The following is a 14,732-nucleotide window of genomic DNA, read 5'->3' on the forward strand; positions in this document are numbered from 1 at the left end:
CCTTGTCTAAAGTTCGCTGAAACCGTTTCATCGCCAGTTACCCCCGCGATACAGGCGGGATAGGGCATATTTGCCACATCATTTATGCAATAAACATAGGTGTGCAGAGAAAATTCCGCCTTGTAGCAGTAGGCACCTTTCTTCTTGTTTCCGTTTGTAACTGAATTGGCGGAGGCAAAGGAAGGGCGCGTATGGTCATATCTTATGAATTGATCTAATCGGGACAGATTGACTGATTGGGATTTTTTCGGAATATGACCACGACAATCGAAGACCGCATGATCTTGCTCCTGAATGAGCAGGCACGCCTCGCGCCAGATGAAGACGAAAGGCCAGAGGGGGCGTTGCGCAGGGCATTCGGTACGCTGCTCGCGAGGCCCGAGCCTGGCCGGGGTTACTTGGAACGGCTGACGGGATACACCCGTATTTCCGTTCAGCGCTGGCGTAAGGTGTTTCATCGTCGACAACGACCCACGCCAGACATGATCGAGGCGCTTGCGCGTCTTTTCCCGCACTATGCTTTCTGGCTTGTCACCGGCATTACAGACGCGGCTAATGGCCATGCTGCACCGGATAACGCGCAAACATTTCCGGAGCGCCTGTATGCGCAGTCAGATGGCGCATCCCAGTATTTCCGCAAATCACTGGTTCTATTTCGCAGACTATTCGAGGAGTCGGGCGTCAATCTGGAGGATGACCATCAGCGCATGTATGCGGCGGAGCGCACTAGGCCGCTCGCTCACTGGCACGACAGCCCGCTTGTCGATGCCGCTTACCGGATCTCTCAATCGAGGGAGTACTGCGAACTGCGTGAGATCTGGGAGTCCCGCGAGAAGTACCGGGCTGATGACCTGAAACGCATTTGGCCAACATCCCCTGACGATCGGCCGTGGGTTCAGCGCACCAAGGATGCAAAGGAACAGGGGCTTTCGTTTCCCATACTCGGCGTCGATCCCCGCACAGCGCACCAGAACCATTGCGATCTTTACTACGTTCCGCGAGCGCCTTCCCCAACGCGCTTCGCATTGAGCGTTCTAAACACAGCGCCGGCGGAGTTGACTGGCGAGGAGTTGGAGCGTCTGCGGACGTGGCTGAAGCAGCTGCAGGACGATGACCTGTCCGTGTTCTTTCAGTATCTCGAGCATCACGGCATCGACCGCGAGTTAATTTTCCCGTGGGAGCCCGGAACCATTCGATTCGCGTGGCTCGGGATGGCCGAGTCCGAGATAGACCGGTTCGTCAATTACGTGCAAAGACTGCGTTCGAGTCGACCGCGCGATGCGTATCCAGCACGGGCCGGATGAAGGCTGGCTCTGCGCTTGGGTGCATGAGTGGCCCGGCGATTCGTCGGCGTTAAGGTGATTTCTTGGATTGGGAACTATGAGCGACTGTATCAGCATTGTGTGCGCTTCTTGTGGGGCCGATCACGGTGATGATGGATGGGAAGTTTTGCAGGAAAACCAAGTCCATCGGATGAGGTGCGAAGTCTGCCGCGCGGAATTTTTCGTATCGATCTTCGAGTGCGAAAGATGTGTGGCAGACAATGTGATTTCGGCTCTGTCCGATCATGAAGTCAAGAATAGGACGTGTCGTGCGTGTGGACATCGCCCCGAGATCGAAGGCGAGGATTATGAAGAACCTTGTCTATGAGCGAGCTGTTAGCGCCGATATCGAGAAGGTGGGCATTCGCCTCTATCAGGTGCCACGCGGTTTCATTGCGGAAAGGTATCTGATTCAGGGTGACGAACTGATGCTGGTTCAGATTTTGCCGGTTTCATCAAAAGGCGAGTTTGAAAAATTCGTGCTTTCGGACCCGCATCATTCGGTGATGCGGGCAATTTATATGGAAGTGCGAAACATTGTCTGGGCGGATGGGGTTGGGTGAAGTAATCTAGACGGATCGATCGTAATGGAACTGAGCTTTGATGCCGTTATAAACGCAACGGATGAGTTGGAGTTGATACCGCTTGTTAGGGACGCAATTCGATCGAAGGGGGCCGAATGGTTTGTGTTCGTTTCGTTGCATCCTACGGATCATTCAGCTAGCCGTTCCACCCATCGATTCTTGATCGGTTGTCGCCCTGAATGGTGTCAACTGTACAACGCGAACAGATGGTATCTGACGGACCCTTGTCTCGATTACGCACGATCGAACACGGCGCCAGTGTTGGGTTCGGAGTTGCCAGTCCGGACCGCTGGGCAACAGCGGATGCTTGAGGTGGCCGCGGAACACGGGTTTTTCAGCACATTCCTCATTCCTGCGCACGCCAGCGAGAAAGGGCGGATTGGAGCTCTCTACCTCGGCTCGAGCACGAAGCCCGAGGAAGGTGAGCCGAAACTCAGGGAGGGCAGAGCATTTTTCCGAGCCCTGGCACTGGAGCTTCTCGATTGGTCATCGCGAGCAGTGCGAGAAGATGCGATCAGGAAGTGCGGCCTTTCGCACCAGGACGTGCAGTTGATTGGATTCGTCAGATCTGGCTTCAACGCGGGTGCGATCGCCGACGAGCTGAAGGTGTCTTCCACAACTGTCTATAGGCAGTTCCAACGGATCAATGAAAAGATTGGCGTTTCGCACATTACCGCGGCGGTGCGGTTTGCAGAAGAAAATGACATCTTTGCGCAACAGTAAGGGCGGGTTCTGGCTATCGACGCTATTACCAGCGACTGCGGCGGCATTGTTCTTTTACCGGCATCCCTGGCTGTTTTTGCTGCTCCTGGTTGCGGTGGTTCCGGCCGCTGACGCGCTTATCGGGCAGGACGTGGGGGGCAAAAACCAGAGGGCGAGCCAGGCGCCGATCGGGCCTGTGGTTCCGGTCACTTACATTTGCGTGTGGAGCGTCGCGGTGCTTGTTGCCGTCAGAAGAGCGATGAGCGCGAGACCGCTGGAGTTTGCCGGACTGGTGATTGCCTCCGGGGTGGTGAGTGCTTTTGCGATGGCGCACATTCATGAGGTAATGCACCGGGGCGGGCGTCGGTCCAAGTTGATCTCCGACGTAGCGCTAGCTGTCGCTGGATACCCTCACTACCGAGTCGTACATCAACTCCACCATGGTCACGTCGGCGATCCGCGATTCGGCTCAACGGCCCATGTTGGCCTGTCGGTTTGGTGTCACGTCGGCCGCTCCTTTTTCTCGGCGCTGAGATCCGCTATTGCTTACGAGCTGGGCCCGGCCCGCTGTTGGAGGGAAAGCCGGCTCCTGCAGATCGTCCTGGTCAGCGTAGCGGTAGTGGCTCTTTTCGCGTGGTTTGGTGGCTGGCATGGGGCCGTCTTCTACGTCGGGCAAGGCGTAGTCTCCGTTTTCGTCGTAGAAACGGTTGGCTATCTGCAGCACTATGGCCTGTGCGGCAGTCCTGATGAATTGGAAAATCAGGTCGCGTGGGATGTTAATTTCTGGCTGTCCAACCGGTTATTCGTAAATAACGGTCTTCACACTCACCACCATCTAGAGCAAACGCGTACCTATGATCGCCTGGTTCACGCCGGGAGAGCGCTTCCTGGCGGCTATCTGCACATGTTCGGCCTGGCCTTAATTCCACCGCTCTGGTTCTCGGTCATGAACCAGAGGCTGCCAAACGCAAATGACTAGCATAAAACGCTGTCGGTAGCAAGGCTAAGTGGGCCTCTTGAATTCGTCACACCATCTGCCGGAAAGTGTCACTACGGTGTTGTCTTGGTAGTGCGCTTGCGTGCGGCAATAGCGAGCATGCGTTCGGCGAACATCGTTATCTCGTCTGGGGTCATGAGTTCGGCGAGAGACATGGTAGTGACGGTTTCACGCATTTCGTCGACATCGGTATCGTCGCCGAGGACGCTGAGCCCGGGATAGGTCGACTCCAAACGAGCGACCAGCTCAGCGTTGAGTGGGCGCCGATTCTTCGTGGCGGATTCCTTCAACTGGTAGTAGAGGGACCACGGTAGCCGGAATTGTGAGCGGTAGCTGTCTTTCATAGTGACATTTGACACTATGGTGGCGTTGGAATATAGTGACACGGTGTCACTATAAAGTAGTGACAAAAAAACACTAAAGGAGAGGGAATGGGTGACATCGTTCGCTCGCAGTGTCGACTCCCCCGAGAGCTAAATGAGTGGCTCATCGAGCGGGCAAGGCAGGAGGCGCGGTCGAAAAATGCGCAGCTGGTTGTTGAGCTTCGTACTCGTCGGGCCGAACTGGAAGATGAGGCGGTCTGCAAGGGATGCGCATCGGATGCGCCGGCGTCGCCAACGTCGCGACAGGAGGAGGTGTCAGAAGGAGATTAACTTAGCTCGCATCGCGATCCGGCCAGGTTGTTGATGGCACCGGGAGAGCGATAAGAGCGGTTGATGTCGGTGCTACCAACACTGACACCAACCTAACCATTTCGCAACCCTGTGAGGACTAACTATGGCTACCGCCATTATAGGCGCGGTCACGCTCGCCCCTGCAATTCAGCACTTCTTGTTTAGCAAGTCACCCTCGCTGATGCGCTCGCAAACAAAGTCAGCGGCCACGCTGTCCCTGTTGTTCATTGCTGCGGTGTTCCCCGAATACGCCTATGCGATGGATTACAGCACAGGCACCGGCCTGGTTCGCGATTTCGTTAGCTGGCTGTTCGTCGACGCGGGTCCCTATGTCTTCATGGCGATTCTCGGCATCTGTGTACTCGGGGTGCCGAAGGGTTGGATTCCGATGAAGGGTGCCGTGATCGCAGTTATCTGCTCCTTTGTGTTCTTTGCGGTCCCGTCGATCGTCCGCTATGCGGCGTCGGTCGCTTCCTCGCAGATCTGAGATGAGCTCATGCGTGAAGTTCACGAAATCCCGAAAGGCATGGTGCAACCCTGGATGATATGGGGCTGCCTGGCTGAGTTGTTCCTCGGCTCGTTCGTCTTGCCCGCGGTTGTCTTCATGTTCCTCAAATGGTGGCCGGTGATGCTCGCCGTGCCCTTCCTGGTCATCGGCGCCTATCTGATCACCGCGAAAGACATGTTCGCGTTCTCGGTCGCGTATCAGAGTTTTGGTGCGACGGCGAAGCCACGTAGCCTCAAATACTGGGGCGGAGCGAAGACCTATGCCCCTCGGTGACTTTCTTGATCGTCATTTTGGCGCGTCGCCATTCGTTCAGCGGAGCGAGTCAGACAAGGATGATGCGGCTGATCTGCACGCTTCGCGCGAACTTCCGTTTGGCCTGAACGCGTACTACAACGGCCATACGTTGCGCACGCTCGACAGCGGATTGGTGCAGATTGTGCGTCTCCAGGGTCTCTACGCGGAAATGCTCGATGACACCGGCGTCGATGCGTACAAGCATCAGCGGAACACCGCGCTGGAGTCGATCGCTGACAGCAACGTGGGCATCTACGTGTACGAGATCCGGCGCAAGGCCAACCGGTGGCCCGCCGGCAAGTATTCGAACTGGTTTCCGAATTTCCTCAATGAAAAACTGAAAGCGCGTTTCCAGACGCGGTCGTTGTATCAGCACGAAATCTATATTGCCATCGTGCGCTACCGGCACTACAGCGGGGTAGTGGGGCGGCTCGATCGCGTATTCAATGCGTTCAATCCCTCCGGTGCCAACGACAAGCTTGAAACGGAGTCGCGGCAGGCGCGTGACCTTGAAGAGAAGGTCAACTCGCTAATGAAATCCCTGGCGCACTATGCGCCTCGCCGGCTGGGCCGCCTCGAAACAGAAATCGGACCCTGTTGTGAGATGGCGCGTTTCCTGCGCTATCTGCTCACGCAGGAAGACGGCCCCGTGCTGGCTGACTCATACAACCTGGCCCAGGCGATCGCGAGTTCGTATCTGCATTTCGGCCGCAACCCGATCCTGGGGAAAGACGTTTTTGAGGTCAACGGGCTCAATCATCGCCGCATCGGACAGGTGCTCGCCATGTCGCGCTGGCCTGATGGCGCTGTCGCCGGGATGGCCGACCGGTTCCAGCGGCTGCCCGCCGAACTGATCGTCACGCAGAAGTTTTTCCCGATCGACAAGCTTGACGCGAGCATGGCGACGTCGACCAGCGAAGCCCGGCTGTCGCACGACCGGACGACAGCCGGCATGTCGGCGGAAATCACCGCTCTGCGCATGCGGCAGGCGGCCATGAAGGCCGTGCTCGGCACGCATCACATGAGTGTCCTCGTTCACGTGCCGGTAGAAGGGCGCTCGCAGGAAGCGGCGCTCAAGGCGCTTGAGGCGCTGGACGATGCCGTGGGAAAGACGGGCGAGTGTTTCAAGAGTTGGGGCGTGAAACCGGTTGTTGAGACGACCGGAATGGAGCGTGCCGTATGGTCGCAGATACCGGGCGCCACGAAGCGGCACAACGGCCGGATAGGCAAGGTCGAGACGATCCAGTTTGCCGCCTTTGCATCGCTGCACAGCTTTCCACAGGGACGCTTCGACGGGAACCTTTGGGGGGAATGCCTCATGGTTCTGCCGACGGAAGGTCAGACCGGCTACTACCTCAACCTGCATGAGGAGCGTGCGGGGATGGTGCCCGCACACGGCAATTTCGGCGCGAAAACGGGGGTGGGCAAGACGTTGTTTGTCGCAATGGTCACCAGCCAAGCCGATAAGTTCGAGCCCCGGGTGCACTGGTTCGACCGGGAGAACGGGAGCGCCGTGTTCATGCAGGCCATGGGCGGCGCCGACATCGTACTCAGCCTGTCACGGTCCCTTGGCAATCCCTGCAAGATGCCCGACACGGAACAGAATCGCGCGATGCTGCGCGAACTGCTGCAGATGATGGCGACGTGTTACGGCTATGTGCTCACCGTCGATGACATCGAACGCATTGCAACAGCGGTCAAGGACAACTTCGATGACAGCAAGACCCGGGTCGAGGACCGTCGCCTGCGGAATCTGGCCTGGCGCTTCGGAGGGAAGAGTTCGGATCTGTATCGGGCGATTGCCGTGTGGCACGGCGATGGCGCGAATGCAGCGGTTTTCGACAACGAACATGACACGCTCGATGTGGCAACACACCGTCACTACCGCTACGAGATGCGGGAGCTGATGAGGGACAAGGAAGCGAAGCCGGAGCTTCCTGTCCTGCTCAACTATCTGACGCATCGTATCGAACAATCGCTCGACGGATCACCCGCAATCATCGTGTGGGATGAAGCGCAGATGCTGATCCGCAACCCGTTCTGGCAACGGAAGATCGAGACATATCGAGAGACATTCCGCCGGCGCAACTGCGCGACGCTCTTCATTACGCCGGAGCCGAGCGCTCTCTATCGACCAGTGGCGGCCGTCAAGAATCAGGCTGTAACGAGCTTTTATTTCGCCAACGACAAGGCGGATCGACGGGACTACGTCGATAACCTGGACTTTTCGCAGAGCGAGTTCGAGTTTATCGAACGTGCGGTGCCGGAGGACTACAAGGTGCTCATCAAGAAGGGCAGTGGAGTCAGTGTGCGCGCCTCGTTTGATATGTCGGACATGCCTGAGCTCGTGGCCGTGCTGTCGTCGAATGACAAGTCGGTTGAGTTGATGAATCGTGTTCGCGCCGAGTTGGGCACAACGGACCCGAGCCGATGGGTCCCGGTGTTCATGGCGCGCGCGCTATCTGAACGGACGTACAACGTTTGACTTGAGACGTGGGGTGAACCTGTGATCGGACAGATTGCAATCGGTGTACTTGGTGCTGCGAGCGTTTTCCTATCGCAGGACCGACGCGAACCGTGGCGGAGGTGGGCCTGCATCTGTGGGCTTGCAGGGCAACCTTTCTGGTTCTGGATGGGGTGGGAATCGCAGCAGTACGGCGTGCTCGCGCTTTGTTTTGTGTATGCGTGGTCGTGGGCGCGAGGCTTCAGGGTGTACTGGATGGCCAACCACGAGCGGCGGCATGCAGTTCACGCTCGGTGAGATAGAAGGGGCGATCCACTGGTGGCGTGTGCGCGCGTCATCGGATGCCGGGTTTGCCGGCAGCGTCGTGGGATGCGCGCTGGCTCGACTTTATGGGGAGACGATCGTTGACCATCGCGTGGTGGCGGATAACGAACTCGACGACGTGCAGCGCGATGCTTTGCGCGTCTTCGTCCGGATGTCAACCGTGCAACAGGAAGCGGAGGTGCGGAAATGAAAGGTATATCCGTAGCGGCCATCGCAATGATGGTCATGTCGACGACAGCTTTCGCAACGGGCGTCCCGGTCGGCGACGCCGGGACGTGGACAGCGCTGGCCGCGCAACTCGCCCAGCTCAAGCAGGAATACGACACGCTCAAGCAGCAATACGGCGCGGTAACCGGTTCGTACGGGCGGGGCGAACAGGGGTTGACCGATGCAATCGACGCGTCATCCATTGTGCCGGGCAGCTGGCAGGACGTTGTATCGCAGCAGAAGAGCGGTATCTACGGCAGCCGACAGGCGACGTATGAAAAGGTGATGAACACGATGTCACCCGGCGACTTTGCAGACCAGGGCGAAGGCGCGAACTACAAGATGAGTGCCGACTCGGTTCGCTCGGCACTGGCCGGCGGAGAGTCGCTGTACGACGAGTCGCAAACGCACCTGCGTAACTTCCAGAACCTGTCGCAACAGGTCGACACGACGCAGAACGTGAAGGATGCAGCCGATCTGCAGAACCGCATGTCGGCCGAGTTGGGGATGGCGCAGTCCGCCCAAACGAAATTGCAGGCTATCAATGCGAATCTGACCGCGAACCAGCTCAATGAAAGCAACCAGGCGACGGCGGCTCGCACGAAGTTTTTTCAGAACGTATCGAAGTGAGGAACTACATGCGACACATCGCTTTTTACCTTCTGATCGCCGGGGCCACGTGTCTCGCCGGTTGTGCGCATTCCGGCGCGATATCGAAATCGCCGTGCGCGTGCGATTTTCATCCGATCGGGCAGCAGGCGTGACAGTGCACCGTGGGCCTGCTGGCTCACGGGTGAAGAAACTGGAGGCAGGCATATGACGTGGACGGGCAAACTCAGTTGGTTCCTTCTTGCGATCGCCGTCGTTGGATGCGGTGGCCTGATCGTTTACATCGTACATACCAGTGGCACGGGTGGCCGCACTGTCGAACCCCCTGCGCAGACTGTGCCGGCGTTCGAGCCGAAGACGGAAGCGTATTACCTCGCACACCAGGGCGAGATGAAGCAGCGACTGGCTGACTGCAAGAATCAGGGTATCGGCATAGGCGCCGACACACCGGAAGCAAGGGATTGCACGGCGGCGGCCGCGGCGCTTAACGATAGATTCTTCGGCGCGAGCAAGTGACATGGCCGATCCGGTAGATCAATTCATCCAGACGCTGTTCGACAGCATCCCGTCGCGGACGGAAGCGTTTCTGTCTACCAACTACCCGGTGCTCGGACACGCGGTCACGCAACCCGCGCTGTACCTCGCGATGATCTGGGTGGCAGTGAAGGTGATCCGCGTTCATTCCGGGCGTGATCCTGCGGACGTGTGGCCTCTCGTGAGGATGCTGCTCACGATCATGTTCGTGTTTGCAGCATTGAACTGGGGTGGGCTGGCCGGACAGATCTTTCACTCATTCCAGGAGCTGCGCGACGACACCGTAAGTTCGCTGATGGGTGGGCAGTCGATGACGCAATTTCTGGAGAACGACTACAACAAGTTTTCAGACGCATCGGGCCAGATGATGAAGCAGTCGATGCTCAATATTGGCATCGTTCTTCTCGGATTGGCGTTGCAGATCGTCAATTCAGCAATGGTCCTGATAGCCCTGGTCCTGAAGGTTGGGTCAGACATGGGCTTTGCGGTCACGATGCTGCTTTTCCCTTTGTTCGTGCCGACGTTGATGTGGGACAGCACGCGCGGATTCGGCATGAGCTGGTTTGCAGCGATGGCGAAGTTCGCACTGGTCGGCATCCTGCTCGGTGTCATCGTGAAGTTCAGCTTCGATATTACCGACCAGTTTGTCTCGAAGATGGATCCCAATGCGATGACGGCGAAGGATGCGTTCGCAGCAATCATTATCGCCGGCGCAATAGCGCTTTTCATGGCCTTCACTATTCGCCCCCTGGCGTCCGCCCTGACATCGAGCGGCGCTGCCGGCAGCGGCATGGCGGACATGATCGGCGGCTTCATGATGTCCCAGATCATGTCGAAGTTTTCCGGTGGTGGGCGAGGCGGCGCCGGCGCAAATCCGGGTGCGGCGACTGCGCTGAACAGTATCAGCAACACCCAGACTGCTCACGGCAACCAGCTTGCCCGGATCGAGCGGGCGCTTTCCTCTGGCGGTGCTATGAGCCCTTCAAGCATGTCGAGCCCATCGGGTGCCGGTCAACCGGGCGGCCCTGGCGGCACAGCGCCGTCGAGTGGCACATCTGATGGAGGTCAATGGTGAGCGCGATTTTCCAGAAATCTTCCAAGGTGCGTCAGGCGGCAGCGCCTGACGCACCGCCAGCCGAATCCTATGAGGCGATTCGCCTATCCCGGAATCGCGCATATCTGCTCGCGTTGGTAGCGTGGCCGATCGCGGGCCTCGCACTGGCTTCAATGGCCTACGACAAGGCCAATCAGGAGTATGTGCCACCTGTGGTGCTGACTCTTGACAGAAACAACCACGTCGCAAAAAGCGAGATCGGCACACCTGCGGTGCTCAGCTCGAAGGATGCCGTGATCGAGAGCGAACTTGCCCGTTACGTGACGGAACGCTACACGCTGGATCGCGCGTTTCGCCAGGACCATATTGATTACGTCAGGCTGCATTCAGCATCGGACGTGGCGGACCGCTTCAATCACGAGATGGACGCGAAGAACAAGGACAACCCGTACTACGCGATCGCGGAGACGACGGTTCGTCGCGTGAAGGATCAGCGCATCCGCATTCTCGACCGTGACGACCACAAGGCCGAAGCAACTTTCACGACCTACAACGACGGGAACGGTGACAACAAGACGGTGTACTGGCATGTGCTGTTCCGCTACGACTTCGTGAAGCAGGCGCTAACGCCGCAGAACCGCTACATCAACGGGACGGGTTTCATGGTGACCGGCTTCGAGCCAAACACCGAGCCGGGTGCGCCGGCTCCATCTGGAGGTTGAGATGCGAACAGTCAGGGGTGCCTTGACGGCAGTAGCGATAGCAGTGGCGTTGTCGGCCGTGGCTCACGCAGTAACCGCGGCTGATCCTGTCCTGCGGGGCACGGAAGGCAATGTGCAGCGCCTGCCGTACATGCCGGACCAGATCTACGACCTGACCGTTGCTGACAGAACCTTGCTGGCGATTGACTTTCCGCGCGACGAACACATCAAGGCCATCGCGCAGAGCACGGCACCGGTCTTTCATGTTCAACGAACGGGCGACACGCTGCAGGTGACGGCCGACAGGCCGGGCGAAAAGATGGGGCTGAATGTCACGACGACGCGCGGCACTTACCACCTGCAGATAGCGTCGATTGACGATGCATTGCAGGCCGCGCATATCGTGCATTTCGTGACGCCCTCGGCGTACTAACCAGGAGAGGGAACGACATGAAAACGATTCGCCACGGCATGCTGGCATGGTCAGTGGGTATTGCGTGCGCCGTTATGGGTGTGAATGCGCAAGCGGCCAAAAATCCACGCTGCGTGATCACGGATAACCGGGTATGCCAGCTTCAGTTCGATCCGAATCAGGTGTACGAAATCACCGGTGTCTATGGTTATGCGACGACGATCGAGTTTGCGCCTGGGGAAAAGATCCTCAACAAGGCGATCGGCGATTCGATCGGCTGGCAGGTTCTGAAGTTTCGCAATCATCTTGTGCTCAAACCGGTCGAGCCTGATGCGAGAACCAATCTGACGGTCACGACCAGCAACCACGTCTATTACTTTCGTCTGTCCAGTTCGAAGAATCCGGAGCGCGCGACCTATGCGGTGCGCTTTATCTATCCGGTAGATGGAAACGATGGATGGAGCGACGATTCGGGCGGTGTCTCCGACGCATCCTATTCGCAGCCTCGGATGGTCAACAAGAATTATCAGGTGTCGGGTGACGAAAATTCGTTCGGCCTGCAGCGCGTTTTTGACGACGGGCAGTTCACTTACTTTCTGACCACGATCGGCAAGCCCAAGCCGAGCATTTATGTCGTTGACCGGGACGGCACCGAGGCGCTTGCGCCCATGCGCAGGGAAGGGCCATACCTGGTGATCGAGCAGATGGCCGACCGCTTTACGCTGCGCGATGGCGATCGCACCTTGTGTGTGAGCCGGTCGCAACAGGGTGCGGCGACACAGGCGCAGCGCTCACCCTGGGGAGGCGGAAATTGAATACGCCTGATAACCCGAATGATCTGCCTCGTGACATCGGGCAGCCAGGGGGCGAGCCGGGCGATGCAGGCGACAGCCTGAACGAGCGCCGGCGCGCAGCTGATGCGCTGCGTCAGACGTCGCTCGCGGCCGATCCGGGACGCGGCCGGCGTCAAACCTTTTTCACGGTCGCCGGCGCGATTCTGTTCCTGCTGTGTGCCGGTGGGTTCTACGCGATGAAGCATGACGCGCCGGCGCCATCGGGCAGTTCCGACAAGCCGAAGATCGACGAAGACACGGCGAAGGCCGCGCCGCTGGATGCTGGCCGGCAGAAACTTCCGGCGTCGATGGCGGCAGCTGCGTCGGCACCAGCGGCAAGCTCGGGCGTCGATCCGGACGAAGCGCGACGGGCTGCGGAGCGTCAACGTCAGGCGGCCGCAGCAGCTGAGCAGGCACGCAGAAAAGCCGAGGCAATGCACGAGGCGCGGATGAAGTCGGGTCTTTTTGGTTCAGACACGGGGGGCGATGGGTCGGACGATGCAGGTGCGGCTTCCGCCGATGCACAGCAGGGTGAGGCAGGACTGGGACGCCGTTCTGGCGGTGACGGCCCGAATGATCCGAATTCGGCCTTTGCGCGCAGCGTTGCGGACGCCGACGATTCGACGGTCAAGGCGCAAAAGATCGACAACCTGCAATGCAAGATGGAGCCGGGGGCCATCCTCGAGGGCCACCTGGTGCCGCGCATTATCTCGGACCTGCCAGGTTCCATCACGATCATGCTGGATCGGGACGGTTATGGGGAGCAGGGCAGGATTGCGCTGCTGCCGTGGGGCACGCGCATTACAGGCAAACCGAATTCGTCTGTGCGCAAGGGGCAGGAACGAACCTTCATTGCAAGCGCCGTCGCCTTGCGTCCGGATGGCGTCAAGATTCATGTCGACTCACCGGTTGCCGATCAGCTCGGATCGGCGGGCATCGACGCCGATGTTGATAACCACGTTGGCCAGATCCTCGGTATGAGCGCGGCGCTGTCGCTGCTCGGCGCGGGTTCATCGACCTACGGCGTGTCGTCGTCAGACCAGAACAACTCGATGGCGATGTACCGCGCGGGTGTGCAGCAGTCGATGGCGCAGTCTTCGCAGCAGCTGCTGGGCGGCTACGTCAACATCCCGCCGACGCTCAAGAACGATCAGGGCACGCGCGTGCGCATTCAGGTCGAACACGAACTGGATTTCTCCGACTACTGCAAACCGGGCGACGGGGAGGAATGATGACAACGGATATCTCGCACGTTCAATGCGAAGTCGCCGCAGGCGAACTGCGCCGCCAGCTGGACGACGCGGTTGCCGATGCGTTGCAGGCACAGATATTCAGGGACTTCGCCCGGGATGACGGACGGTATCTGATGCTTGCGCAGGCAAAGCTTAAGGCCGTTGCCCGCCAGTGTTTCGATGCGAAGGTGTGCCTCGATCGTCCGTCCGTGCAGCAGGCCGGCGCGATGGCTCGCGCCGAACGCATCCGGGGGCGCTGACATGTCGATCGTGCCGGCATTCTTCAACCGCACTGAGTCCATCCGTCCGCTCTTTGATGACGTCGATGTCTCGGAGATCGCTGTGAATGGTCCGGGCGTCGTATGGGCCGGCCGGAAGGGCATGCGTTTCATGGAGCGGGTGGATACGCCAGTATTGACCGAAAGCACATTGCGGGACTTTGCCGAGCTGGTGGCGCATCACTCCGACCAGGAGACGGATGCGAAGCGCCCGCTCCTCGCAGCCTCGATCCCCTCGGAACTGACGGGGCCGGGGAATCGCGATTTCCGTATCCAGGTTGTTCAACCCCCAGCGGTGCCGCCCGGCACGATCGCGATTGCGATCCGCAAACCGTCAACGCTTGATTTGACGATGCAGTACTACGAGGAGAGCGGTGCCTTCAGGCGAGTCAATGAACCATTGCCCGACGCGGAAGACACTGGCAGGAAGCTGGCGATGCTATACCGCGACGGCAACTGGCCAGCCTTCCTGCGGCTCGCCGTCAAGGCGAAAAAGAACATCGTTGTGAGCGCACCGACTTTTGCTGGCAAGACGGAATTCATCAACATGCTCCTGAAAGAGATCTCGCCGGCTGAGCGGATCGTGACGATTGAAGACGCGCGCGAGCTGCGGCCTCCGCAGGCCAATACGGTGAACCTGCTGTATTCGCGGGGCAATCAGGGCACGGCAAATGTGACGCCAGTTGAACTGATGGAAGCGTCGTTGCGCCTGTCGCCTGATCGCGTGATTCCGGGCGAACTGCGTGGCGCTGAAGCATACGTCGCGCTCGAAATGCTGAATTCCGGTCACGGCGGCTGGATGACGACGTTGCACGCAACAAGCCCCGAGCACATGTACGAACGGCTTGCACAGATGGTTATGCGCTTCGGCTCGACCTTGCAGCGTGCCGAGATTATCGACTATGCCCGCAGTCTCATCGATGTCGTGGTGCAGATGCATCGCTATGACGATGGGGTGCGGGGAATCAGCAAGGTGCTCTATGTCTCCCATTAAACCGCTTGT

Annotated in this window: 18 protein-coding genes; 16 read left to right on the forward strand and 2 right to left on the reverse strand. The window is 58.8% G+C overall.

Annotated elements, in window-relative coordinates; all coding sequences use genetic code 11:
• The first annotated feature begins 254 nt into the window (after positions 1-254).
• From BLW71_RS39600 to BLW71_RS39615, 4 genes are all read left to right on the forward strand, one after another.
• A complete protein-coding gene (locus BLW71_RS39600) occupies positions 255-1,304 on the forward strand; it encodes a hypothetical protein (RefSeq protein WP_177205244.1) in 1,050 nt (349 codons plus the stop codon).
• Positions 1,305-1,630: 326 nt separating this feature from the next.
• Positions 1,631-1,885: a hypothetical protein gene (locus BLW71_RS39605; RefSeq protein ID WP_091810171.1), complete on the forward strand. Its 255-nt coding sequence runs from the start codon at positions 1,631-1,633 to the stop codon at positions 1,883-1,885.
• A gap of 24 nt (positions 1,886-1,909) precedes the next feature.
• Positions 1,910-2,629, forward strand: coding sequence for an autoinducer binding domain-containing protein (locus tag BLW71_RS39610; RefSeq protein WP_091810173.1), 720 nt, complete (start codon positions 1,910-1,912; stop codon positions 2,627-2,629).
• On the forward strand, positions 2,595-3,587 hold the full coding sequence (locus BLW71_RS39615) for a fatty acid desaturase (RefSeq protein WP_177205245.1): 993 nt from the start codon (positions 2,595-2,597) through the stop codon (positions 3,585-3,587). The genes BLW71_RS39610 and BLW71_RS39615 overlap by 35 nt, the downstream gene beginning before the upstream one ends.
• A gap of 71 nt (positions 3,588-3,658) precedes the next feature.
• On the opposite strand, the gene BLW71_RS39620 is transcribed toward BLW71_RS39615, so the two are convergent.
• A complete protein-coding gene (locus BLW71_RS39620; protein WP_091810177.1) occupies positions 3,659-3,949 on the reverse strand; it encodes an Arc family DNA-binding protein in 291 nt (96 codons plus the stop codon).
• Between the two features lie 433 nt (positions 3,950-4,382).
• On the opposite strand from BLW71_RS39620, the gene BLW71_RS39630 reads away from it, so the two are divergent.
• From BLW71_RS39630 to BLW71_RS39685, 11 genes are all read left to right on the forward strand, one after another.
• Positions 4,383-4,766, forward strand: a complete 384-nt coding sequence (locus tag BLW71_RS39630) for a mating pair formation protein (RefSeq protein WP_091810181.1) — start codon at positions 4,383-4,385, stop codon at positions 4,764-4,766.
• 9 nt (positions 4,767-4,775) lie between these two features.
• The gene (locus tag BLW71_RS39635) at positions 4,776-5,060 is read left to right on the forward strand and encodes a VirB3 family type IV secretion system protein (protein WP_091810183.1); all 285 of its coding nucleotides are present in this window, start codon (positions 4,776-4,778) and stop codon (positions 5,058-5,060) included.
• The gene (locus BLW71_RS39640; RefSeq protein ID WP_091810184.1) at positions 5,047-7,566 is read left to right on the forward strand and encodes a VirB4 family type IV secretion/conjugal transfer ATPase; all 2,520 of its coding nucleotides are present in this window, start codon (positions 5,047-5,049) and stop codon (positions 7,564-7,566) included. Before BLW71_RS39635 ends, BLW71_RS39640 begins: the two co-directional genes overlap by 14 nt.
• A 256-nt stretch (positions 7,567-7,822) precedes the next feature.
• Positions 7,823-8,059 carry a DUF3717 domain-containing protein gene (locus BLW71_RS39650; protein WP_091810186.1) on the forward strand — a complete coding sequence of 79 codons (237 nt, stop codon included), beginning with the start codon at positions 7,823-7,825 and terminating at the stop codon, positions 8,057-8,059.
• Positions 8,056-8,706, forward strand: a complete 651-nt coding sequence (locus BLW71_RS39655) for a TrbJ/VirB5 family protein (protein ID WP_091810187.1) — start codon at positions 8,056-8,058, stop codon at positions 8,704-8,706. Before BLW71_RS39650 ends, BLW71_RS39655 begins: the two co-directional genes overlap by 4 nt.
• A gap of 186 nt (positions 8,707-8,892) precedes the next feature.
• Positions 8,893-9,201 carry an EexN family lipoprotein gene (locus tag BLW71_RS39660; protein ID WP_091810188.1) on the forward strand — a complete coding sequence of 103 codons (309 nt, stop codon included), beginning with the start codon at positions 8,893-8,895 and terminating at the stop codon, positions 9,199-9,201.
• Position 9,202: 1 nt separating this feature from the next.
• A complete protein-coding gene (locus BLW71_RS39665; protein ID WP_091810189.1) occupies positions 9,203-10,294 on the forward strand; it encodes a TrbL/VirB6 family protein in 1,092 nt (363 codons plus the stop codon).
• Positions 10,288-10,995 carry a VirB8 family type IV secretion system protein gene (locus BLW71_RS39670; protein WP_091810190.1) on the forward strand — a complete coding sequence of 236 codons (708 nt, stop codon included), beginning with the start codon at positions 10,288-10,290 and terminating at the stop codon, positions 10,993-10,995. The genes BLW71_RS39665 and BLW71_RS39670 overlap by 7 nt, the downstream gene beginning before the upstream one ends.
• A gap of 1 nt (position 10,996) precedes the next feature.
• A complete protein-coding gene (locus BLW71_RS39675; protein ID WP_091810191.1) occupies positions 10,997-11,407 on the forward strand; it encodes a TrbG/VirB9 family P-type conjugative transfer protein in 411 nt (136 codons plus the stop codon).
• A 17-nt stretch (positions 11,408-11,424) separates the two neighbouring features.
• Complete coding sequence (locus BLW71_RS39680; protein WP_091810192.1) at positions 11,425-12,201, forward strand: TrbG/VirB9 family P-type conjugative transfer protein; 777 nt, start codon at positions 11,425-11,427, stop codon at positions 12,199-12,201.
• A complete protein-coding gene (locus BLW71_RS39685; RefSeq protein WP_091810195.1) occupies positions 12,198-13,451 on the forward strand; it encodes a TraB/TrbI/VirB10 family type IV secretion system protein in 1,254 nt (417 codons plus the stop codon). The genes BLW71_RS39680 and BLW71_RS39685 overlap by 4 nt, the downstream gene beginning before the upstream one ends.
• Here the strand turns inward: BLW71_RS39685 and BLW71_RS41415 are convergent.
• The gene (locus tag BLW71_RS41415; RefSeq protein ID WP_143048468.1) at positions 13,421-13,738 is read right to left on the reverse strand and encodes a hypothetical protein; all 318 of its coding nucleotides are present in this window, start codon (positions 13,736-13,738) and stop codon (positions 13,421-13,423) included. The two genes, BLW71_RS39685 and BLW71_RS41415, sit on opposite strands and share 31 nt — an antisense overlap.
• Here BLW71_RS41415 and virB11 point away from each other — a divergent pair.
• Positions 13,713-14,723: a P-type DNA transfer ATPase VirB11 gene (gene virB11 / locus BLW71_RS39695; protein WP_091810201.1), complete on the forward strand. Its 1,011-nt coding sequence runs from the start codon at positions 13,713-13,715 to the stop codon at positions 14,721-14,723. The two genes, BLW71_RS41415 and virB11, sit on opposite strands and share 26 nt — an antisense overlap.
• Positions 14,724-14,732: the final 9 nt, after the last annotated feature.

Origin of the sequence: Burkholderia sp. WP9, from assembly GCF_900104795.1 — a bacterium.
Lineage (GTDB): Bacteria > Pseudomonadota > Gammaproteobacteria > Burkholderiales > Burkholderiaceae > Paraburkholderia.